Genomic DNA, 23,304 nt, shown 5'->3' on the forward strand with positions numbered 1-23,304 from the left:
GGGCATCGAGTGCGTGTCGTCCACCACGCTCATCGCGAACCTCATCGAGGAGGAGGCCCTCCTCGGCAGCGTGTCGGTCGTCTCGTCGCTCACCCACGGCAACGTGGCTCTCGCCGAGGTGGTCGTGCCGCGCATGCGCCGCTTCTCCAACGAGGATGGCGTGCTCATCGAGGAGATCCCCCTGCCGGCCAACGCCCTCATCGCGGCGGTGGCCAACGGCAGCGATGTGGAGGTCGCCAGCGCCGAGACCTTGCTGTTCCCCGGCGACAAGGCTATCGTCATCGCCGATGAGGACGTGCTCGACGACGTGCGCCAGGCGTTTCGGAGCCTGTAGGTGCCTGCTTGCCAGCGACATAGGACGCCGGGCGCGGGAGCGTCCCCCGTTCGGCAGGCGGCACGCGCCCTCGTCGCGGCCTGCGCTCTTGCCATGGTGTGCGCCTTGGGGCTGCCGCACGCGGCGTGGGCGGCCGATTACCGGTGCGCCGAGGTGGATCTGGTGGCCCATGTGGAAACCGACGGCGCGGTGTCTATCGTCGACCAGCGCATCTTCGAGTTCGAGGGCTCCGAGCGCGAGACGCTCAAGTGGCTCTACGAAGGCTTCCCGGACGACTCCTCGCTCACGGTGGAGCGGGTGCGTATGGCGCCGGTGGACGCGGACGGCGCGCTCACCGAGGAGTGGATCGACCTTCCCGAGACCACCTTCCAGCTGGCCTGGCGCGACGGCGGCGGCCCCGAGGGCGACGCCTGGGCCTACGACCGCTTCCAGCACCGGCTCTACGCCTTCGTGGAGAACCTGCCCGGGCGGGTGGTGTTCGAGGTGGCCTATCGGGTGGAGGGCGCCGTGGTGGCCTACGACGATGCGGCCGATTTCCAGTGGCTCTACGTGCCGCGCGACTACGCTGTGGCCCTCGACAACGTGACGGCCGAGGTGGTGCTGCCCGTGGGCGCCGACGATACGGTGCGCCCGGGCGACAACGTGTACGCCTGGGGCCACGGGCCGGCCGACGGCAGCGTGGACATCGCGCTGGACGGTTCGGTCACCTTCACCGACCCGGAGGTGCAGCCCTCCCTGTTCGCCGAGGCCCGCGTGCTGTTTCCCGTGGAGTGGCTTGGCAACCTGAGCGACGAGGCGCGCCTGGCGAACCAGGGCAACCCCCAGTACTACTGGACGCCCAACTACGAGGCGGAATGGGTCGACCGCGACGCGTACCGCTCGATCATCCGCCTGCGGCTCGTTATCGGGCTTTTGGCCGTGGCCGCCCTCGTGCTCGTCGGCGCGCTTGTCGTCTACGCCCGCTGGGGGCGCGAGCGGCCGCCGGCCTTCACCGACGACTACTGGGACGGCCTGCCCGACGAGCGCTTGGCGCCGGCGGTGATGGGCCGCCTGTGGCGGTGGAACCACGAGAGCCCCGACGACATGGTGGCCACGGTGCTCGACATGGTGCGCCGGGGCGCCCTCACCGTGCGCCGCGACGACGACGGCCGGCCCCGCGCCCTCGTGCTGCTGCCCGACCTGACGGTCACGGCAGCCGGTCCCGCTGCGGGCCCGGCGGCGCCGGCCGCGGACGCCGCCGCGGCCGGCGATGCGGCATCTGCCGGAGATACCGCCGCGGCCGATGCCGACGATGCCGCCGCAGCCGAGGGCGCCGCCGCGCGCTCCGACGCCGAGTCGGCGCTCGACGGCGCCACGCTGCGGCTGCTGCGCACCCTGGCCGAGGGCGCCGAGGAGGTATCGGTGGAGCAGCTCGCCGCCTTCGCCCGCGCCAACCCGGCGGAGTTCCTCAGGGCCGAGCAGGCCTGGCAGCTGAGCCTCACCGCCCTGGTGGAGCCCTACGGCTTCTTCGACGGCGGTTCGCGCCGCGCCCAGCGGGTGGTGCTCGTATCCGCGGCCCTCCTGGCGGTGCTGGGCGTTGCGGCCGTCTTCACGCTCGGCTGGCTGCCGGGCGCCCTCGTGCTCGCCGCTGCCGCGGCCACGGCCGTGCTCGGCAACTACACCATGCGCCGCTCCGTGGAGGGCAACGACATCGTGGCCCACGCTAAGGCCCTGCGCAACTGGCTGCGCGACGGCGGCGTGCGCGACGAGCCCTACCGCCCCGAGCTCGTCATCTACGCCTACCTGTTCGGCGTTCCCGAATACGCCGAGGAAACGGGCGCCACGGTCACGGGCCAGCCCGTCGCCGCCGGTGCTATCATTCCCGTAACCCCGGCGGCCGTCCTGGGCTACCTGGCGCCGCGGCTCTCCCGCGCCCTCGGCGATGCCCTGCGGGCGGCCCACCACCGCGCCGAGGTGTCCTAGCCGCCCCCGCCTGGCGACGCCACGCCGCCTTCGACCCTTCGAGAGAGGAAGCCCCATGAAAGAGAAGTCCTTCGAGCCCGGCCGCGACAACATCGTGCTCATCGGCATGCCCGGCGCCGGCAAGTCCACGTTGGGCATCGTGCTGGCGAAGATCCTCTGCATGAATTTCGTCGACGCCGACCTGCTTATCCAGCAGTCCTGCGACAAGTCGCTCCAGCGGCTCATCGACACGCTGGGCCCCGACGCCTTCCTCGAGATCGAGAACCAGGTGCTCTCCGAGATGAGCTTCGAGCACTCCGTCATCGCCACAGGCGGCTCGGCCATCTACAGCGAGGCGGCCATGGAGCACCTGGGCCAGATCGGCCGCGTGGTGTACCTGAAGATCAGCTTCGAGGAGCTGAAGGCGCGCCTGGCCGACTTCTCCGAGCGCGGCGTGGTCATGAAGGGCGGCATCGGCATGAGCCTGCGCGACCTGTACGACGAGCGCCTGCCGCTGTACGAGAAGTACGCCGACATCACCGTGGACGTGAACGACCTTTCCATCACCGCCGCCGCCCGCAAGGTAGCCGCCGCCCTGAAGTAGGCCTCGCTTCTGCGTCGTGGCTGCTTCCCTTTCGAGTCGCGGCCGCTTCTCGCTATCAGCCTGTTTGTGGGGAGGGGTTAGGGGTGTCGTCGCGCGAGAGAGCTTGGATGAGCTCGGCTTTGCTGTGGACGCCCATCTTCTTGTAGGCGTTCTCGATATGGAACTTCACGGTTCTCTCCGATAGAAAGAGCAGCGCGGCTGCCGAGGCTCGCGTGTGACCCTCGAGGATAAGCCCCACTACTTCCTTCTCCCGTTCGGAGAGCCCATATTCATCCATGCGCCTCAGCCGCTGGTCGCGCGGGCTCTCGGGGTCGGTTTCGGGCTGAGCGGGGCTTCCTTCGACCTCCGCAGAGGTGCTCTTTTCCGTGCTCGGCCCTCCGCCTGCACGGGCAGGTGCGCTGCTGGCCGCGCCGGGATCTTTTTCCGACTCCAGGAAGAGCCTGACGCCCGGCTCCCACAGGATGGGGGTGTAGCTGCGCGACAGGCCGGGGAGAAGCAGGAGCTCGCACGAAAGCAGCGGGGCCACGATGTAGACGACCTGCAGGATGCACGGCGCCGTGGATTGGATGATCATATCGGCGGCGATGGCCGCGAAAATGGCCACGGCTACGGTGATGGCCATGGCCTTCTTGGTGGTCGCGCGAAGCGAGAAATACAGCGAGAGAAGCACCGCGGCCGCGCAGAAGGACACCAGCGGCACGGTAACGGGGATGAGGACATCGTAATTGCTCGGGTTGAGGAGCGCGATCTGCGCAAGGCAGAGCACCGATCCCCCGAGGGAGGCGCCCCCGACAATTTCGGCCTCCGCGACGCCGCGCCTCGTCGCCGGCATCAAATCGAATACCAAGAGGGCGACTATCAGCCCGAGACACTGCAACAGCACGATGCTCAGAAGGCCGGCGCTCAGCAGATCGTACTGGCCCAGAGCAAACGAACTGCCGAAAAGCCAGAGGAACACGGTGGCTAGGGCGAGGCAGTTACAGATGCTGGGAAAACAAGATTGTGGAGTTGTTCGCTTGCAATTCATCAGCCCATAGTGTAGCAGATTTATTCACAAGTAAGAATAATTTCTTGATCACGTCGGCTCTCTGAACTGGCGAAACTTGAAACTGTCCATTATGGACAGGCGTAAATTATATTCATCTGAGTATAATGCATTGCCAAGATGCAACCATTCTGTAGTGAAACGGTTGCCCCGCAGCGCAGTGCCGCGTAGCGGGGTGTCTCACGCGTTTGGTAGACGTTGGAATGCGCAGCGCGGTGGAAGCGCGCTAGGAAGCAAGCAAGGAGAAAGGAAGCGACATGGCACATGTGCGCGGAGGGTTGAGAAGATCGCGGGAGGAGGTGAAGCACCAACTCGTCCGCACGGGATGCGCGGCTGCGGCCTTGGTATCGCCGAGGCTCTTGCGCGTGTTCCTCGCGGCGTTGCTGTGCTTCTCCCTGGTTCCCCTGTCGGCCCTGCCCGAGAAAGCCTATGCGGCGACCCAGGAGACCTACTATTCCCACGGGACCATATCCCAGACGGCCCTGAACTCCGAAGGCGCCGATCTGGGTACCGACATTACGCTGAACGTCGGCGAGTCCGTCGATATCGAGATCTACCCTTACCAGCATGTGCAGTATAAAGGCTGCAATATGGCTAGGTGCATGGAGTATGGGTGCGACGACGTCGACCCGATGTACACCGGAGGCAAGTGCTTTACGGAGGGCCTCGGCTGCTCTTGCGACCAAACCCCCGTCGTGCGCACTGCGAACGTAAGCACCGAGGTAAGCGGCGAAGCCGATGTCGTGTCTGTGGGCGAGGTGCGCTACGACGCCCTTACCGCGAGCGCGAACACCTTGGGCCACATGTCGAAGGCCAGCATGGCCGTGAGCGCCGTGAAGGCCGGCACCACCTCCGTTACCGTGACCACGGCCATGAAGAACGCTGTTAACGACGAAGTGTCCATGTGGAATCCGTGCACCAAGACCTACCGCATCACGGTGGTCGACCCCGCCGCCGAGGGCGGCGCGGGCGAAGGTGACGGCGACACCGGCGACGGCTCCGGCGATTCCGGCGACGAGGGCGACGCCGACGACGGGGAGGATGACAGATCCGTCATCGCCGGCGATTGCGAGATAACCGAGGGCGGCACTTATTCCTTTGCTTCCAACCTCACCAGCGCCACCGTTTCCGTCAAGACCACCGATCCGGTGGAATTTGTCGGCAACGGCATCGGCGGCGGCGCCATCAACTACGTCACCATCGACAGCGTCGTCGCGGGTGCCGACATCACGCTTAACGGCGTGGTGATGTACAACGCGAACGATCATGCTGCCAACTCCCTGAGCTTCACGGGCGCTGGCAACACGCTCACGCTGAAGGGGCAGAACCAGCTGCAGGTGTGCTATAACAACGGCGACGACAAGGCGCTGGTTCACGTTCCCAAGGGTGCGTCGCTCACTATCAACGGCGATGGCGAGCTGTACATGATGAAGCACTCCTACGGTGCTGCCGGCATCGGCGGCGACCAGGGCGAAGCGTGTGGCGATATCACGCTGAACGGCCCTCGCGTTTACGCCACGGGCGTGAACGGCGGCTGCATTATCGGAGGCGACAGCACGACGCAGCAATCCGGCAAGTTCTCCTTGAACGCCGGCGAGCTCGCCGTGCATCCCGCGAGCGGCCAGCCGGCGCTCTGCGGCTTCAGCCAGGTGGCCCTCAACGGCGGCGTCCTGAGCGTCGTGATGGGAGACGGCTCCAGCACGAACGTGGCTCCGGCCATCTGCGGCTACGACAACAAGGGCGCAGGCACCCTCGTCTTCAACGGCGGACTGGTGCGCATGCAGCCCGCAAGCAACTTCGATGTGGCATCCGTCGACAACGGCGGCAACGCGACCAAGCCACTGTTCATCAACCCGGCGGAGGTCGCCGGTGCTGCTGACGCCTACCAGATCAGCCTCGACGGCAAGCAGGTCTACTCGGGCGACATGGTGGTCTCCTTGCACAAGGGTTCTGCCGACGATGCCTTCGCCACCAACCCGAATACCTGGTCGAAGGCACTGAGCACGGAATACTACCTGCTCGTCACGCCTGAGAGCCACACCATCGATGTGAACGGAACGACGCTCTACGTTGCCTATGAAGAGGGCACCGGCTTCACCACCAGCACCGAACCGCCCGCATCTGACGAACCGGGGGACCCGGCATTGGTGGACGGCGCGTACGTTCTGACCGACCAGGCCGACCTCGTCTGGTTCGCGGCCAAGGCCCAGGAGGTTCCGACGGCGAGCGCCGTGCTGGCCAACGACATCGCCCTGGAGGACGGCGTCCTCCCGAATCTGGCGCCGATCGCCGCGAACGTGTCGAACGCCGAAAAGGGCTTCGCGGGCACACTCGATGGCGCGGGCCATGCGATCCTGGGCGTCGCGGGCTTCGCGAACGCAGCCTATCCGGGCCTGGTGGGCGTCCTCTCCGGTGGCACCGTCAAGGACCTGGCCATCAAGGGCGCGGGAGAGCCCGTCACTGTCGCAGGCACGGCGGGCGTGTTCGTGATCAACTCCTACGGCGGCGCCATCGAGGGCTGCACCAACGAGGTCTCCCTCTCAGGCGCCAAATCCATGGCCGGCATCCTCTACAGCGCGAACAGGGACACCAAGGTCACCGGCTGCGTCAACAAGGGGAGTCTGCGGAGCACGTACACAAGCGGACTCGTTGGCGGCATCGTCGCGACCAACGCGGTCACCACGGCCGACCAGGCCCTCATGATCGAACGCTGCGTGAACGAGGGCGACGTGTCCGCCGCGTATATGGGCGGCGGCATCGTGGGCAAGAACGGCGGGGTGCTCGCTGTCTCCGAGAGCTGCAACCTGGGCTCCGTCTCCGACAGTTCCAAGCGCACCTCCAACCAGGTGATGCACATCGGTGGCATCGTCGGCTGCCAGCAGTCGACCAGGGCCACGTCCATCACGGACTGCTACAACGCAGGCGACATCAGCGTGGCGCTCTCCACTTCGACGATGGCCATCGCCGGCGGCATCATCGGGTATGCGCAGACGGGCAGCCCTGTCGTCACGGACTGCTTCACCACGGGAGCGGTGAACACGTTCGACGGGTTCGCCGGCGCGTCGGGCACGTTCACTGGCAAGGCGCAGAACGCCAACATGGCACCCGCTGCGGAGAACTCCTACTACCTCGCGGGTGTCGGGAACGGCGCGATGGCCGGGGCCGACCTGGAGGGTGCTTCCGCCGTCTCCGCGGAAGAGCTCCTTTACCTTGCGGGCGCCCTGGGCGATCCGTTCGTGAACGACGCCGTCACGGGCCACCCGGTCTTCTCCTGGCAGCCCCACGAGGAGCCCGGCTCTTCCGAGGGAATGGATCCCGGCGTCAATGTGACCACGAGCTCCCTGCGCTTGCGCCACAACGGCAACGGCGACGATGAGCCGAGCTGGGCGAACATCGGCCTCGAGGGCGCCACGCCCGAATGGGCCGCCGCGGTCACGGGCATCAAGGTGACCTCCGCCGCCGACGAGTCCTATTCGGTGCGGGTCGCCCGCGCCGATGCGGCGGGGACCAAGCCCGCGGGCGGCCTGTTCTCCTTCAACAGCGACGAGGCCCCCACCCGGATCTCGATCGGGCGCAACGCGTCCAACCCGGTGTTCGTGGTGAACCCCGGCGAGGGCGAGCCGTTCGACGTGGCGGGCATGCGCGGCACCACCACCTACCCGCAGTCGCAGGTCTACACCGTGACCGTCGAGGCGGAGGGCTACGAGCCGGTGACCGCGGACATCACCTTCTACACCGGCTCCTCCGACACCTTTACCATCTGGATCGTGGAGGAAGGCGAGGACGAGCCCATGGAGGTCGCGGTCCTCTCTGCGGAGGACATCGCGGACATGTCCTCGTTCGCCAACGGCTCCTCCCAATGCGGCATGACCGGCTTCAGGACCTTCTCCGCCGTGGGCGCGCCGGTGGCCGACCTCCTCGATTCCGTCGGCATCGAGTACAGCGAGGACGACGCCTTCAAGCTGCAGACCACCGACAACTTCGGCTCCACGTTCACCTACGACCAGCTGTTCGGCGAGCGCTACTTCCTGCAGTCGGTCTACGACGACCCGGAGGTGGCCGAGGTGTACAACCGCCTGGCCTCCGACGCCTCCGCCGGCTCGGACACCGAGCTGCGCCGCCTCCTGGCGAGCAAGGCCAAGGAGGCCGGCACCGTCGCGCGCCCGATGATCTCGGCCAACTACGCCGAGACCATGATCTCGGGCGAGCAGGTGGGCAACACGCCCGTCCCCACGGAGGGGAACACCTTCGTCGACGCCCTCACCGGCGCCGAGAACCAGTACCGCTTCACCTACGGCATCGCGCTCGTGCAGGAGGACGAGACCGTCACCTTCGTCACGGGCGACGGCGCCACCGAGGTGGCCCCGCAGAAGGTCAAGAGCCACCTCATGACCTCCACGGAGAACACCACCATCAAGTCCACCTACTGGAACAACGGCATCATCATCTACCGCGGCCAGGGTTCTGCGCCTGCGGAGAGCGACGCGGCCGACGCCATCGCGAAGCCGGCCGACCCCACCCGCGAGGGCTACGAGTTCGCGGGCTGGTACGCCGACGAGGCCTGCACCGATGGCAACGAGTTCGACTTCGAGGCCAACGACGGCACCGTGGACGAGGACACCACCCTCTACGCCAAGTGGGTCGAGGTCGAGAAGACGCCCGATTACGGCACGCTTCAGATCGCCGTCGATAACGGCAACGAGGGGTACCAGTACGTGGCCACGTCTATGGGGCGCAACCCGGCGGCCCAGGTTGGCTTCGGCCTCGTGCCGAGCTTCGTGGGAGGCACCGAGGAGGCCGACAACGCCGCGCGCAAGCAGGCCATGACCGATTGGGCCGCTGCGGTGACGTCGGTGACGGTTGCTCCGGTGAGCGCTGAAGGCACCGTTGCGGGCGACGCCATCGAGCTGACTGCCAAGGAGCTGAGCGAGTGGGTTTCCGAGCTTCGCGACCCTGCCACCGATGTGCTGCCCTACTACAGCCTCACCGCGCCGGCCACTACCGGCAAGGTAACCATCAACGTACCCATCCAGCTGTTCGGCGCGACCAGCACCGATGCCTACAAGTCGCTGCAGCTGACCATTAAGGCCGACGGCTACGACGACGTGGAAGGCGTCATGAACTACCGCCACATCGGCGCCTCCGAGCTGACCGTCCGCGTGAAGGACGCCGCCGACGGCGCGGTGACCAAGTCGATCACCCTGTCCGAGGAAGACCTCAAGGCGCTGCCGGTGCAGCACGAGATCGAGACCTCCGCCAACTGCGGCATGGCGGGCCTGCGCTCCTACATGGCCGAGGGCGTGTACCTGACCGACGTGCTGAAGGCCGCGGGCATCAACTTCACCGAGGGTATGGATATCTACATCCGCACGACCGATATGGCCACCACCAACGACGGCAATGGCGGCACCGAGGATGCCTACATGGGCTCGGCATGCTTCGACTATGCCACGCTCATGGGCGTGGAGCGCTACCACTACCCGGCGATGTGGGACGCCACGCCCCGCGACGAGCTGGACGGCAAGAGCATCTACGAGATGCTGGCCGCCGACCGGGGCGCCTGGAAGTATGGCGCTAACGACACGCTGGCCGCCCTGATCGGCGAGAGCGCCCAGAAGGTGGAGAGCCCGGTTATCGCCTGGGCTTGGAACGAGGGCATTGTGGCCTGGGATGGCACGAACCCGGCTGCCCAGGACTGGGGCGAGAACACCTACAACCCCTACACGTCGCACGAGACCTTCCGCTTCCTGTTCGGTATGAAGCGCAACGCCGACGGCAGCATCGCCGACGACAACACCACGTTCAGCAACACCTACGGCGTGTTCGGCATCGACATCATCGCCAACGGCAACTCCACCGAGCTGCCCGACGAGCCGGTTGATCCCGACGAGCCCGTCAACCCGGACGATCCGGACGAACCCGTCAACCCGGACGATCCCGACGAGCCCGTTACCCCTGAGAATCCGGACGAGCCTGCCGGCCCCGAGGATCCGACCGATCCCGAAAAGCCCGCTGCCCCGGGTCAACCGGCCGGCCCGACCGATCCGGACAAGGGTGACGAGGGGGATGCCAAGGATCCCACGCCGACGCCGGCCCCCAACGGATCTCAGAACATCGTTTACAACTACTACACGACCAACAACAACACGACGAACAGCACGACCAACAACAGCACGACCAATACGACGACCAATAGCACGACGAGCCGCACGAGCGGCGGGGGCGGCCTCGTGACGGCCGCTCCCACGGTGGCGCTCCCGCTGGCCGACACCGCCCCCGCGGCCGACGAGCTTGCGCAGGGTGCCGAGAGCATTCCCGAGGCCCCCGCGACGAGCGACGCGGTGGCAAGCCGGCCGGAGAAGTCCGACCGCGAGTCTGCCATCGCTGACGACGAGGCCCCGCTGACGTCCACGGACGCCGGTGCCGCCTTGGGCGCCTCCTGGATAGACTGGTGGCCGCTGTACGTGGCTCTGGTGTGCGCGGCTGCCATCGCGCTGCTGGGAGTGCTGCTCATGCGCCGGAAGCAGCGGCAGCGGGAAGACCAGGCGTAACCGCCTGGCACGAAGAGATGCGCGGGCGGGGCGCAGTCCCGCCCGCCATAGCGGGTACGCGAATCGCAACCGGAAGGGACGGCGTCTCTTCCGGTTGCGTGTCACATTGCTTGAGAAGGGTGAGGTGAGTGGAAATGGCCAAGCGGCCGCAGAGAGGGACCGCTCTCGCTTTGGCGCCTTTGGTGCTGGCGCTTGTCGTCAGCCTGGCGCCGACGAGCGCGTGGGCCTATTTCAACCGGGGAAGCGTGGGCGTGAGCGTGGGCGTTGCGGCGCTTACGCTCTCGGCGGGGGAGACGGCGGACGTCACCGTGTCGCTCACGCCGGCCTCCGACGACCAGACCGAGGGCTGCGGCATGCCGAAGTGCCCGCAGAGCTGCGCCAGCACGTGTACCGACGAACTCGGTCAATGCCGTTGCGCCGGCGCCGACCTTACCACGTACTACCCCAGCGCCAAAGCCGTATCGAGCAACTCCAACGTTGCCATGGCCGTCTGCGATGCGGGGCAGGTGCGCATATACGGACGATCGGAGGGAACCGCCACCATTACCGTGGTGGGGTCGTTGCGCCAGTTCAATGATGGCGAGGCTGCCATCGAGGTGAAGGTGGAAGGCGGTGATGCGGCGGCGGCCGAGAGCGCTGCTCCCGCCGAGTTCTCCGCTATGCCCGAGACGGCCGACCTGAGCATCGACGATCGGCAGGATTACGTCGAGAAGACGGCGATGGGCCGCCCCATATGTTTCGTTCGCATCGGCGGCAGCGAGCAGCCCGATGCCGTCTTGGCGTCATTGGCGGGGGTTGATGGCGAGGCGACCTTCTGGGAAGGCGACACGCTGCACCAGCCGGATTACTCGGTCACCATTTTGGGAACCGATTGCGGCGAGCAGGACGCGCGGCAGCTGGGCGGCCTGTCGACCGACAACTTCGCCTTGCAGGTGACGACGATGGCAGAAGGCCCGCTCATGCAGTCGCTGACGGGGCTCGACGAGTTCGTCGTAGTGGGCTTCGCGGAGGACGCGGTGCTGCCCTGCGCCGCGACCGTGTACGCGAAGGCCCAGGGCGCCATCGCCGACGAGGCAGCCGTGGCCCTCTACCGCTACGACGAGGGAGCCAAGCAGTTCGAGCGCGCGGACGCCTCGGCCGAGGTCGTTGGCGGATATGTGAAATTCCAAACGGCCGAACCGGGCCAGTACGTGGTATCGACCCACGATCTGACCGCCGAGGCCAACCGGGCCGTTAGCGTCGGGGTTGGCGCATCCGATGACGCAGGAGCCTCCGCAGTGAACGTCGGGGGCGTGGTGGCGGCTGCGGCAGCGGCCGTGGTCGTCGCGGTGGCCGCCGTGGCGCTGGTGCGCCGAAGCAAGAGGAAGGGACGCTCATGAGCAGGGAAGCAAGGCGCGCACGTGCGCGGATGGGACGCAAGGTCGCGATGGGCCTGCTGGCGATCGTCATGGCCGTGGGGCTGCTACCCGCCACCGCCCAGACGGCCCATGCGTACTTCAACTTCGGAACCGTGGGCGTGTCGCTCGGGTCGAGCAGCGTGTCCGTGCTGAAGGGGGCTTCCGCCGAGGTGAGCGTTTCGGTGACCCCCTCTTCTGACGACCAGACGCGCGGCTGCGGCATGGCGAAGTGTCCGCAGGTGTGCTCGAGCGAGGGAGCTATCGAGGCCGGGTACAACTGCTTCGACACCAACGGGCAGTGCACCTGCGCCGGCGCCGAGTACTCCACGTACTATCCGTCGTTGTCGGCCTCTTCGAGCAACTCCGGCATCGCCACCGCCTCCATCAGCGGATCGACCCTGGTCATTACCGGGAAGAGCGAGGGCGTAGCCACCATCACCGTTAACGCATCGCTGCGCCAGTGGACGAGCGCCTCGGCCACTATCCAGGTAACCGTCAAGGGCAACTCCACGACGGTGGAGGGCGCCGGATCCGGCGGCTCCTCGTCTTCCGAGTCGGGCGCATCGGGCTCCTCGGGTGCGAACGCGGGCGCCAGCACCGGCCCTTCCGGCCCTTCCGGCTCCTCCGCCGGCGGCGACGCAACGGGCGCCTCCAATGCCAGTGGCGCATCGGGCGCTTCCGGCGGCAGTACGGGGACGTCCACCAGCAGCACGAGCTCGTCGAGCACGACGGATGACGCCAGCACAACCGGTACCACGAGCGTGACGGCACCCATCATCGACAGCATTCCCGAAGAGGCCGTATACACCGAGTCGCGCGACGACGCGCCCAACGAGCAGGTTATCGAGACGGTCGCCGGCACGGTGTACGTAGCCGAGTGCAACGCGTACCTGGACGCCACGGCTATGCTGGCGAAGGCGAAGGGGACGAGCGATCAGGTGGTTCTTTGGTCGGGCGTGTCATCCACCCAGCCAGACTACTCCTGGACCTTCTACGGCGAGGACATTCCCGACAACATCGAGGAGCTGTCCTTCGACCCCACCATTGCCATCTCCAAGATGGGGACGGGCTACGTCGCCAACCTCATGGCCCAGGCGCAGGACGGCATCGTGATGGACTTCACCCACGAGGGCGAGTTGCCGTGCAAGGCCTCGCTGTACGTGAACGTCGATGCCGCCTTCAACGATGGGCAGAAGGTCTCGCTGTACTGCTACGACGATGAGGCCCGCGTGTTCGATCCCGTGCTCGGCGACATCGAGGTCATCGGCGGTTATGCCACGTTCCTCATCGATCACTGCTCCACATGGGCGTTCTCGACCGACGCCCTTGACAGCTATGCCCAAAACGAGGTGAACACCCCGGGCGCGGCCCGCGGGACGAGCCTCTCGGTTTCCGAGACGCCCTCATGGGTGGTGCCCCTTTCGGCTGGCATCATCGTCGTGGCCGCGGTCGCTCTGGCGGCTCTGCTGATGGTGAACCGCCGCCGCGCGACTGCCGGCGCCCCCGGCACTGGAGAGGCGTCGCCGGCCGCGGAGGCGGCCGGGGCGGGGGATCACGAGTCGACCGAGGAGGTGGGCCGGTGAGGCGCGTCCGCACCTATCGCGGGGCGGCTCTGATCACCTGCGCGTTGGCGCTCGCGACCCTGCTGTCGCTTCCGCTGGGCGCCCCGGGGCTTGCCTGGGCCATGGGGGGCCATGCGACTTCGGAGATGGCGGACTCTGCGATGGCCTCCATGGACATGGAGGAGGGCTCGGGGGCCTGCTGCACCGTTGAGGAAGACCCTGATGCCGAGCAGCTCGGCCTCATGCCGCACCTCTTCCGGCTGACCGGCTGGACAAGCGAGGCCGAGGACGGGCTGCCCCTGGAGGGGGTGGGAGCGTTCTTCCCCAGCTTGCTTTCCTGCACCACCACGCCCCAGGCGATCCAGGTGGGCAAGGAGTGCAGTATGGTGGATGTGTGCGGCTTCGACCCCTGCACCTGCGGAAAGCCGGACGCCTGGGGGCATTGCGCCTGCGGAGGCTTCCAGGAAGAGACGCCCGTGGTGACGATCTCCGTGGACGATCCGGATATCGCGCGCGTCCAGGAGGCCTTCGGCGCCACCTGGCTTATGCCGGTGAGCCCGGGCGTCACCACGGTCTCCATCGAGGCGTCGCTTACGCATTACCGCACGGCCACCTACGAGTTTCAGGTGGAGGTGGCCCCCTTCGGGCCCGTGGACGTCTTGTTCATCGTGGCCGGCCTCGTGGTGGCCGCGGCGCTGTGCGGCGGGGCGGTGCTGGGAGCGCGCGCCCTCGTGCGCCTCGGGCATCAGATGGTGCGCAGCCGGAAGATGTGGGCCGCCCGCGGCCGAGAGCTGAAGAAGGAGTTTCCCTTGACCTGGAACGCCAAGCTCAACGAGGAGCGCAACCGCGAGACGACGAGGCGCAAGCGGCAGCGTCGCCGCGTGGCATCGCCCTTCCTGCACGATCTGCTGTTCTCCTTCAGGCAGGCGGCGGCTGTGCTGGTGGCCGGCCTCGTCCTGTTCGCGGTGCTGGTGCCCGTGTCCACCTCGGTGGTGAGTGACGTGTCGGTGTTCAACGTGAACTACACCCATGAGCAGCTGAAGTACCAGTTCTACGCCCAAGATTTGGCCGGCCTCATCAACGCGGCCGCCGTCGCCTTCGGGGCGGTGCTCGCCGTAGCGCTCTTCCGCTTCGTTCTCCAGAAGCGCTCGACGACGGCCTTCTTCTCGGTGGGCCTCTCGCGCGTGAAGCTGTTCCTTTCGCGCGCCATCGCGGGCATCGTGTGCATCGCGGCGGCCATCGGGCTGCCCTTCGCCGCGTCACTGCTGCTGAATGGCATCTCGCTGGGGCTGTACGACGGGTGCGTGGCCGAATGGGCGTTCACGACGGTGGGCTATATGCTGGTGGCAGCCTGCTCCTTCGCACTGGCCTCCGTTGCCTGCGTGTGCGCCGGCACCCTGTTCGAGAGTGTCATCTTCGCCACGGCGCTTCTGCTGGGCGTGACCGCCGTGCTGTGGAGCGTGGGGGAGGTGGCCCGGCTGCTGCTCGTGGGCAACGCCCAGGGCGCCTTCCTGTACGGCCAGGCGATCGAGGTGGCGCCGTCGCTGCTGGACGGCCTTTCCGCGATGAACCCGGTGCTGTTCTTCCAGGATTTGGGCGCCGAGCACCAGTTCTTTATGGCGCTGCACCCCGTGTACTACCCTGAGTTGGGCCCGTGGTGGCTGCTGGGCGTGTGGGCGTGCGTGGTGCTCGCCCTAGGGGCCGGGGCTCTGGTGCTGTTCTGCCGGCGTCCGGGCGAGCAGGCCGAGATGGCGGGCAAGTCGCCCGTGCTCTCGCTTTTCTCGGTGGCCATGGCGGGGCTCGCGCTGTTTGGCTGCGCCATCGCCCTGCTGGGTGCGGTGGACCCGTCCGTGGCCGTTGTGGTCGGCTTCGCGCTGTTTGCCCTGGTGTCACTGGTGCTCCTGTTCGGTCCCCTGCGCGGGCGCACGCCGCGCCCGGTCACCCTCGGCTGCGTGGGCGGCGAGCTGGTTGCCATGGGCTGCGTGGTAGCCGTGGTGAGCGCCGGGGCGTTCGGGTATGCCGGCAACATTCCCGTCACCGACGAAGTGGAGGCGGTGGAGTTCTCCTACGACGGCTCGCCGAGCTACCTGGTCAGCGGGTTCTCGGGTATATCGGGCGGCAACGCCTACTACTACACGTCGAGCCGGGTCTACACCGATGCCTCCTCGGTGGACACGGTGCGCTCGATTCACGAGCAGCTGATCGGCACCGCACGCCAAGCGCGCGAGACCGATTTCATCGACTTCGATCAGACCGTCGTGCCCTATGACATCGTGATCCGCTACCGTCTGAAGAGCGGCGGCGAGGTCGTTCGCTACTACGACCAGGCGAGCGTGGGCGAGCTTGCGGCCATGCTGTCCCTCGACAACGACGAGCAGATCCACCAGTTGGAAAGCGCCGTCATCACGGGCAGCGCCGAGGGTATCTCCGACGAGGCGCTGGCTTCTTTGGCCGCCTCGCCGTCGATGCCGGCGTACGCGTCGGGGGCTATCTACGCGGCAGACGGCATCCTCAACCGTATTGTGCCGGTGACGACGGACGACATCGGGAGGGCCGAGCTCCTGAGCGCCATGGCGAGCGATCTTTCGCGCCTGCCGGCCAGCGAGCGATACTTCCCGACCCAGCCCGTGCGCGCCGCGGTCATGTTCACCTTGTCTCCCGAGCTGGACGTGGCGTCGTTCGGCTACTCGTTCAGCAACGCCGTGTCCTACGTCACCGACGAGTGGACCGAGACGGTGGCATGGCTCGAGGAGGCCGGCGTTCTGGATCAGCTCGCCGAATCGGTCGACCCGCGCGCTATCGAGAAGCTCACCTTCCAGCTGGACGACCCCTATGCGTCCATCAACAAGGTGACCCAACCGCAGAGTCGTTTCTTCATGGGCTATCGCAGCGGCGAGGCCGACCAGTACTGGGTAACCCAGGACTACGGCGCGCTGAAGACCTACACCGACCAGGCGAGCATCGAGGCGGTGCTTCCCAAGCTGCGGCTCGGCTACTTCATGGACGGCGGCTATCTGGTAGAGGCGAAACTGCGCGGCATCGATTCCTACGTCTATTTCTACCTGCCCGCAGCCGACGTGCCCGACGACTTCTAGGAGCGGGGCGGGCCGCGGCTGCGGCAGGACGACCATGCAATGCGACGAGAAAGGCCGGTATGATTCAGGCAACGGGCATAGGCAAGCGCTTCGGAGCGCACCAGGTGCTGGACGATATCTCGCTCACGGCCCCCAACGGGCAGGTGTACGGGCTTGTCGGCTACAACGGAGCCGGGAAGACCACGCTGTTGAAGATCATAGCGGGCGTGTACCGCCCCGACGCCGGCACGGTGCTGATCGACGGCGTTGACATGCACGCCGACAGCGTGAGCCACGACTCGCTGTTCATCGTGGCCGACGAGCCGTTCTTCTTATCCCAGGCAGATCCCGAGACGATGCGCGCGTTCTACCGCGGCTACTACCCGCTGTGGTCGGACGAGGTGTACGAGCGCCTGCTCGGGCTGTTCGACCTGGATCCACATGCGAAGATCGCGGGCTTCTCGAAGGGCATGCAGCGCCAGCTGGGAATCCTGCTCGGGTTCGCCACGGGCGTGAAGACCATGCTCCTGGACGAGAGCTTCGACGGCCTCGATCTTTCCAAGCGAAACCTGCTGAAGCGCCTGCTGAGGCAGTACGCGCGCGAGCGCGATGCGAGCGTGGTCCTGTCGTCGCACAACCTGCGCGAGCTGGAGGACGCAGTGGACAACCTGGGCATGATCAAGGGCGCTCGCCTCGTGTTCAACGGCAGCGTGGCGGAGGTGCACGAGCAGTACCCCGATGCGTCGCTCGAGGAGATCTTTCTCAGCGAGGGAACGGGGCGGGAAGAGAGCATCGATGGCATTTTCTCGTAGGTTGCGCCGGAAGGGGGCGGTCCTTGCCGCCGTGGCCCTTGCCGGCGCCTTGGCCCTGGGCGGGGTGCCCGCGGCGTTCGCGGAGAGCTTCGTCGAGGAGGTTCCCGACGGCGTGCTCTCCATTGTAGGCGTGAGAACCGAGGCTCTCGGGGAGGCGCGCGAGGCGGCGGCGGGCGAGGAGCTGCGCCTCGGCTGGTTCTGCGCGCGCGAGATGACGGTGGACACCGATCCGGCCACGGCCGAGCTCGGGGTGAGCTGCGGCATGGACTGGATGTGCGGCCTAGACCCGTGTTTGTGCGGGTCGTCCGACAGGTGGGGATCGTGCTCGTGCAACGGCCTGGAGGAGCGCGCGCCAGAGGTGGCGTGCACGTCGTCGGACGAGTCGGTGCTCCGCGTGGAGGCCGAGAGCGGCCGCATTCGGCTTGTGCCCGTCGGCGACGGCGAGGCGGTGCTGTCGCTTGAGGCGTCGATGAGCCATCATACGCCGGCGAGCGCGGAGGTGCGGGTGCGCGTCGGCGGCATGGAGGCGGCGGAATGGGCCTGGGCGTCCTTAGCTGCGGCTGCGATTGCGGTTGCAGGAGCCTGCGCGGCGCTCATAGCCCGGCAGGTGCGGAAAAGGGCCGCTGAGGCACCGGCGGCGGCCGGCGGGAAGGGGGATGACGATGAGTGACCGACCGGCGGCGTCCTTTCGCGGGCGCCCAGCCGTTTCACCGCGCAGCGCGGGGACGGCTGTGGGGCTGGTGCTGGCGTTTGCGTTTGCCCTGGCCCTCGGCGGCTGCGCGGGCGCGAAGGTGACCGATACGTCGCCGACGATGGTCGCGGCGTCGTTTTCGGCGTCGAGCTCTCAGTCCGAGGCGACGCAGAGGGCCGAGATCAGGCTCGACTTCGATCAGCCCGTCACTGTGGACCAGAACGTCCTGGACGACTTCGAGCTGCTGGTGAACGGTGCGGCGCCCGATCCGTCCACGGTGGCGGTGGAGGCGCGCGGCGACGCCACCGGCATCACCATTGCCATGCGTCCGAGCCCGGAGGCGAAGGGCGTGGGGGCCGGCGCGTACTTCGCCCTGTACCAGGCCGACGTATCGCTCGCGTCCAAAGACGCGGGAGGCGCGCTGCCCTCCATCAGGGGGGCCGATGGGTCGGCCGCCGTCATGGCCGATGTCGTTCGCGGGGTATTTCCCAGCGGCGCGGTGCTGGAGGTGACCGACCAGACGGCGGGCGACGCGGCTGCCGGACGGTGCGCCGCCGCCACGTTCGTCATCACCTCGCCGGCCACCATCCGGGCGATCACCTGGTTCTCGCCGGACGGCGGCCAGACGAAGGTGCTGAAGCACAACCACACGTTTGCCAGCCAGACGGCCCAGGAGTTCGCCGCCGATCTAGCGAAGGCGGTGAACTCCTGCTCGGGCGCGGGGGTTGTGGCGACGGCCCGGGGAGATGAGGTGACCTTGCGCGCCTCGTCTCCTGTGGACGGACAGGTGCTCGAGCCCATATTTGTGGAGGGCATCGGGCAGACCACGGGCGCCTTCGACGCGAGCGATGCGGAAGGGTTCCGCTGATGGCGGCGCTTCGATGGCCGGGGCCGTGCTCGGGGCGCGTAGTGCCCGAATCGGAAGGCCGTCCGGCTGCGTCCGGCAGCGCCGAGGCGGTTCGGGCGGCCGTGGGGCGGCAGCGGGCGCGGAACGCGGCCGTGGTCGCGGGGCTCGCGCTACTGCTGGCCGCCATGGTGGCTCTCTCGCTGGCCCTCGGGCGCTACGAGGTGGACTTCGGCAGCGTGGCTGCGGCCGTGGCGGCTCTCGCCAACCCCGACGCGCCGGCGGCCGAGGAGGCGATGCGTCACGCCGGCGTGCTCTTCACGCTGCGCCTTCCCCGGGTGCTTGCGGCGCTGCTGGTGGGCACGGCGCTGTCGGCTGCAGGCTGCGCGTACCAGGGCATATTCAAGAATCCCATGGTGTCTCCCGATCTTCTGGGAGCATCGGCCGGCGCCTGCTTCGGCGCGGCCGTGGGCATTCTGCTCTCCTTCGGCGGCCTGGGTATGGAGATCAGCGCCTTCGCCTGCGGGGTTATCGCCGTGGCGGCCAGCTGGGGACTTTCGTCGGTGCTCGCGCGCCGGGTGGGGAACATTCTGGTGCTCGTGCTCTCGGGCCTGGTGATCGGCCAGCTCTTCCAGGCGTTCACCTCGGCGGTGAAGTTTCTGGCTGATCCGAACTCGCAGCTTCCCGAGATCACGTTCTGGCTCATGGGCGGCCTTTCGAATGCCGACGAGTTCGACGTGGTCGCCCTGGCGGTCGCCCTCGCCGTGGGGTTGGCAGGGCTTTTCGCCCTGCGCTGGCGCATAAACGTCATGGCTCTCGGCGACGAGGAGGCGGCCTCGCTGGGGGTGAGCGTGAAGCGCACGCGCTTGGCGGTAGTCGGGTTCGCGACGCTGCTCACCTCGGCCTCGGTCGCCGTCGCGGGGATGGTCGGTTGGGTGGGGCTCATCATTCCCCACCTGGCGCGGTTTCTGGTCGGCCCCGATCATCGGGTCCTCCTGCCCGCCTCGGTGCTGCTGGGAGGGTCGTTCCTGCTGGCGGTGGATGACGTGTGCCGCTGCATCTACACCACGGAGATTCCCCTGTCCATCCTGACCGCCATTATCGGCGCGCCCCTGTTCGTGTACCTGGTCTGGCGGCAGAGGGGGCAGCGATGAGCGCCGCCCGCGCCTGCGTGTCCGGCACCTCGTGCGCCCCGGATGCGCGCGGTCCTCTGCTGGCCGTGAGGGAAGTGGCCTGCGGCTACGAGGGCGCCGCGGTGCTCCAGGACGTGTCGTTCCAGCTCGAGGCCGGGACGTCCACCGTGCTGCTCGGCCCCAACGGCGTCGGCAAGACGACGCTCTTCAAGACCATCCTGGGCTTTCTGCCGCGGCTGGGCGGGGAGATACTCGTCGACGGCCGCAGCGTCGACGAATGGGGACGCCGCGAGCTCGCGTGCCTGGTGGCCTACGTGCCGCAGGCCCACGACACGGCCTTCGGGTTTACCGTGCACGACCTCATCCTCATGGGGCGCACGCCGCATCTGGCGGGGGCCGCCGCGCCCTCGCGCGACGACGAGCGGGCGGCTAGCGCCATGATCGAGCAGATGGGCCTGGGTCATTTGGCCCAGCGGCCCTGCACGTCGCTCTCGGGAGGCGAGCTGCAGATGGCGCTCATCGCCCGGGCGCTGGTGCAGCGCCCGCGCATCTTGATGATGGACGAGCCGTGCGCGAACCTGGACGTGGGCAATCAGGCGATCGTGCTCTCGAAGGTTCGAGAGCTGGCGGATGCCGGGCTGTGCGTGCTCGTGACGTCGCACGATCCCAACCACGCGCTCGTTCTGGGCGATCGCGCCATCGGCGTGTTTCGCGGCGGCGAGGTCCAGAGCGGCCCGGTGGCCGAGATGCTGACCTGCTCGGTATTGGAGCGGCTGTACGGCGTGCCCGTGGGCATGGGCCGGGTGCACGGCATGGACGGCCGCAGCGCGCCGGTATGCGCCCCGCTGATCGGCAGCCCAGCCCCGGTGCGCGCGGGCGGGGAAATCGAGGCGAACAGAGGAGGGAACCTATGATCGATACGATGGCGGCCCCGGGCGCCCCCCTTTCCCGGCGGCTCTTCCTGAAGGGGGTGGGCGCCTGGGCGGTGGCGTCGCTTATGGCGGGGGCTTCTGCCTCGCTTGCCGGCTGCGATTTCAGGTCGTGGTCTGCCGCAACGGTGGAGGTGGAGGACATGCTCGGCCGCAGGGTGGCCGTTCCCGAGGTATGCGCCCGCGTGTTCTGCACGAACCCCATCGGCACCGCGAACGTGTACATGTTGTGCCCCGACAGGCTGGCGGGATGGAACTTCAAGCCCGCGGGCGATAACCAGAAGTACCTGGAGGCGTCATCGCTTGAGCTGCCGTCGCTGGGCGTGTGGATGGGCGCGGGGGCGGTGCCGAACGCCGAGGAGGTGGCGGCCCAGAGCCCCGATGTGCTGCTCTGCTTCTGGACGTGCGACGAGGTGGGGGGCACCATGGCCGACGATATAGCGCAGACGACCCGGATCCCCACCCTCCTGATCGACTACGATATCCGCTCGACGCCCGCGTCGTTCCGCTATCTGGGGCGTCTGCTCGGATGCGAGGAGCGCGCCGAGCTGCTCGCATCCTACTGCGAGGACAAGCTCGCGCAGATCGCGCGCATTGCCGAGACGGTGCCCGAGCAGAATCGCAAGAGCATCTTCTTGGCCCAGGGCGCCGACGGCCTGACGACAGACCCGGTGGGTTCGATGCATGTGCAGGACGCCCTGGACATCATAGGCGTGACGAACGTCGCGGACATGCCGGGCACCGAGGGCCAGGGCATGGGCATGCCCACGGTGAACCTCGAGCAGGTGGTGGCATGGAACCCCGACGCCGTGCTCGTGGCCGAGTTCAACATGTCGGATGCGGAGAGCTCCGATATCTACCATGGCCTGTGCCAGGACGTCCACTGGGCAAACGTGCCCTGCGTGGCCGCCGGCGAGGTGTATCGCATACCCCAAGGGCCCTTCTCGTGGTTCGGACGGCCCCCCTCCGCCGCTCGGCTGCTCGGCTGCACGTGGCTTCTGAAGGTCCTCTACCCCGACCAGGCGGTATCTGTCGACATGCGGAGGGAAGTGGAGGACTTCTATGCCCTGTTCTACGGGTTCACCGATTTCGATGACGACCTCATGGAGCGGTTGTTGGGCCCAGCCGAGGGCATGGGCTGACGGTGTTGCCCGCGCGGACTTCCGGCTCTGCGCAGACTTGAGGGAAAACGCGGCCGCTGCGTTGGAAGCGGCAGGGGGAGCTCCCCCGGTAAGAGCGAGAAACAGAAACGAGGAGACGCAATGAACTACGTAAGATTTTCGGACGCGCGCATCGATCAGATCATCCAGGAGGATCTGCCCTATATCGACCTGACCACCCTGGTGTGCGGCATCGGCGACATCCCGGGCCGTATCGAGTACTTCACCCGGGAAGACTGCGTGCTCGTGGGCGCGCAGGAGGTGTCGCGCATAGCCGAGAAGCTGGGGGCGCGGACAATTTCATGCACCCCGTCCGGCACGGCGGTGAAGGCGGGGGACGTCTACGCTGCCTTCGAGGGCACGGCTGAGCAGCTGCATGCCATGTGGAAGGTCTGCCTGAACGTGTTCGACCACCTCTCGGGCATCGCCACGAAGACGCGGGGTATGGTGGACGCCGTTCACGCCGTGAATCCGCGCTGCGAGGTGTTCACGACGCGCAAGAGCATGCCCGGCGCCAAGGATCTCACGTTGAAGGCCATCCTGTGCGGGGGCGCCTACCCCCATCGCCTGGGACTTTCCGAGACGGTCATCGTGTTCTCGCACCATCGGACGTTCCTCGGCGGGTTCGACGGTTTCGTGGAGGCCCTCCCGCAGATTCGCACGAAGTGCATCGAGAAGAAGCTGTATGTGGAGGCGAACCCCGAGGAGGCCGTCGTCCTGGCGAAGACGGGCCTGGTGGACGGCATCCAGCTGGACAAGCAGACCCCCGAGCTTCTCAGCGATCTGGTGCGCACGTTGCGCAGCATCGATCCGCGTCTGACTCTCGTGGCCGCCGGCGGCATCAATCCCCAGAACGCCGCCAACTACGCCGATACGGGGGTGGACGGCCTGGTGACCACGGCGCTGTTCACGGCCAAGCCGATCGACATGAGCGTGCGCATGCAGAAACTCTAGGACGGCCGCGCGTTCGCGCGGGGCGTAGGCAAAATATCCTTCCAACCTCGCAGGGCTTTAGTTGCCTGTAGTGTAGAATACGGGTCATGAATGGCGCGCCGGTAGGGGCCGGCGCGCGGTGTCCAAGAGGCCGTTTTCCTATCGCGAATCTTGCGTGTCGCGGGCAGCGTGTCCGCGACGGTAGCCCGCAGGAGGGCGCCGGCGCGCGCCGTGCTCGATTCGCGCGCAGAAAGACGTGCCCCGACTGGGAAGGCATGCCGGCCGCAGGGGCCG

At 67.3% G+C, this 23,304-nt stretch carries 15 protein-coding genes; 14 read left to right on the forward strand and 1 reads right to left on the reverse strand.

Annotated elements, in window-relative coordinates; translation table 11 throughout:
* From Q5064_RS07565 to Q5064_RS07575, 3 genes are all read left to right on the forward strand, one after another.
* A partial coding sequence (locus tag Q5064_RS07565; RefSeq protein WP_302963538.1) for a TrkA C-terminal domain-containing protein occupies positions 1 to 334 on the forward strand: 334 nt, incomplete at its 5' end.
* 105 nt (positions 335 to 439) lie between these two features.
* A complete protein-coding gene (locus Q5064_RS07570) occupies positions 440 to 2,296 on the forward strand; it encodes a DUF2207 domain-containing protein (RefSeq protein ID WP_302963540.1) in 1,857 nt (618 codons plus the stop codon).
* A gap of 55 nt (positions 2,297 to 2,351) precedes the next feature.
* Positions 2,352 to 2,879 (forward strand): shikimate kinase, encoded by a 528-nt coding sequence (locus Q5064_RS07575; protein WP_302963542.1) that lies wholly within the window; start codon positions 2,352 to 2,354, stop codon positions 2,877 to 2,879.
* Between the two features lie 55 nt (positions 2,880 to 2,934).
* Here Q5064_RS07575 and Q5064_RS07580 read toward each other — a convergent pair whose 3' ends face one another.
* The gene (locus tag Q5064_RS07580) at positions 2,935 to 3,711 is read right to left on the reverse strand and encodes a response regulator transcription factor (RefSeq protein ID WP_302963544.1); all 777 of its coding nucleotides are present in this window, start codon (positions 3,709 to 3,711) and stop codon (positions 2,935 to 2,937) included.
* 470 nt (positions 3,712 to 4,181) lie between these two features.
* Between Q5064_RS07580 and Q5064_RS07585 the strand changes: the two genes are divergently transcribed.
* The 11 genes from Q5064_RS07585 to modD all read left to right on the forward strand — a co-directional run bounded on the left by Q5064_RS07585 (position 4,182) and on the right by modD (position 23,031).
* On the forward strand, positions 4,182 to 10,475 hold the full coding sequence (locus Q5064_RS07585) for an InlB B-repeat-containing protein (RefSeq protein WP_302963547.1): 6,294 nt from the start codon (positions 4,182 to 4,184) through the stop codon (positions 10,473 to 10,475).
* 134 nt (positions 10,476 to 10,609) lie between these two features.
* On the forward strand, positions 10,610 to 11,854 hold the full coding sequence (locus Q5064_RS07590; protein WP_302963549.1) for a hypothetical protein: 1,245 nt from the start codon (positions 10,610 to 10,612) through the stop codon (positions 11,852 to 11,854).
* Between the two features lie 29 nt (positions 11,855 to 11,883).
* A complete protein-coding gene (locus Q5064_RS07595) occupies positions 11,884 to 13,455 on the forward strand; it encodes a hypothetical protein (RefSeq protein WP_302963551.1) in 1,572 nt (523 codons plus the stop codon).
* Positions 13,452 to 16,529: a hypothetical protein gene (locus Q5064_RS07600; RefSeq protein ID WP_302963555.1), complete on the forward strand. Its 3,078-nt coding sequence runs from the start codon at positions 13,452 to 13,454 to the stop codon at positions 16,527 to 16,529. Before Q5064_RS07595 ends, Q5064_RS07600 begins: the two co-directional genes overlap by 4 nt.
* A 59-nt stretch (positions 16,530 to 16,588) precedes the next feature.
* Positions 16,589 to 17,320, forward strand: a complete 732-nt coding sequence (locus tag Q5064_RS07605; protein ID WP_302963558.1) for an ABC transporter ATP-binding protein — start codon at positions 16,589 to 16,591, stop codon at positions 17,318 to 17,320.
* A complete protein-coding gene (locus tag Q5064_RS07610) occupies positions 17,304 to 17,990 on the forward strand; it encodes a hypothetical protein (protein ID WP_302963560.1) in 687 nt (228 codons plus the stop codon). The genes Q5064_RS07605 and Q5064_RS07610 overlap by 17 nt, the downstream gene beginning before the upstream one ends.
* Positions 17,991 to 18,051: 61 nt before the next feature.
* Positions 18,052 to 18,879, forward strand: a complete 828-nt coding sequence (locus tag Q5064_RS07615) for a hypothetical protein (RefSeq protein WP_302963561.1) — start codon at positions 18,052 to 18,054, stop codon at positions 18,877 to 18,879.
* Positions 18,880 to 18,920: 41 nt separating this feature from the next.
* Entirely contained in the window at positions 18,921 to 20,009 is a 1,089-nt protein-coding gene (locus Q5064_RS07620; protein WP_302963563.1) for an iron ABC transporter permease, read from the forward strand.
* On the forward strand, positions 20,006 to 20,902 hold the full coding sequence (locus Q5064_RS07625; protein WP_302963566.1) for an ABC transporter ATP-binding protein: 897 nt from the start codon (positions 20,006 to 20,008) through the stop codon (positions 20,900 to 20,902). The genes Q5064_RS07620 and Q5064_RS07625 overlap by 4 nt, the downstream gene beginning before the upstream one ends.
* The gene (locus tag Q5064_RS07630; protein WP_302963568.1) at positions 20,899 to 22,059 is read left to right on the forward strand and encodes an ABC transporter substrate-binding protein; all 1,161 of its coding nucleotides are present in this window, start codon (positions 20,899 to 20,901) and stop codon (positions 22,057 to 22,059) included. The genes Q5064_RS07625 and Q5064_RS07630 overlap by 4 nt, the downstream gene beginning before the upstream one ends.
* 120 nt (positions 22,060 to 22,179) lie before the next feature.
* On the forward strand, positions 22,180 to 23,031 hold the full coding sequence (gene modD, locus Q5064_RS07635) for a ModD protein (protein ID WP_302963569.1): 852 nt from the start codon (positions 22,180 to 22,182) through the stop codon (positions 23,029 to 23,031).
* Positions 23,032 to 23,304: the final 273 nt, after the last annotated feature.

Origin of the sequence: uncultured Adlercreutzia sp. (genome assembly GCF_958431955.1) — a bacterium.
GTDB lineage: Bacteria > Actinomycetota > Coriobacteriia > Coriobacteriales > Eggerthellaceae > Adlercreutzia.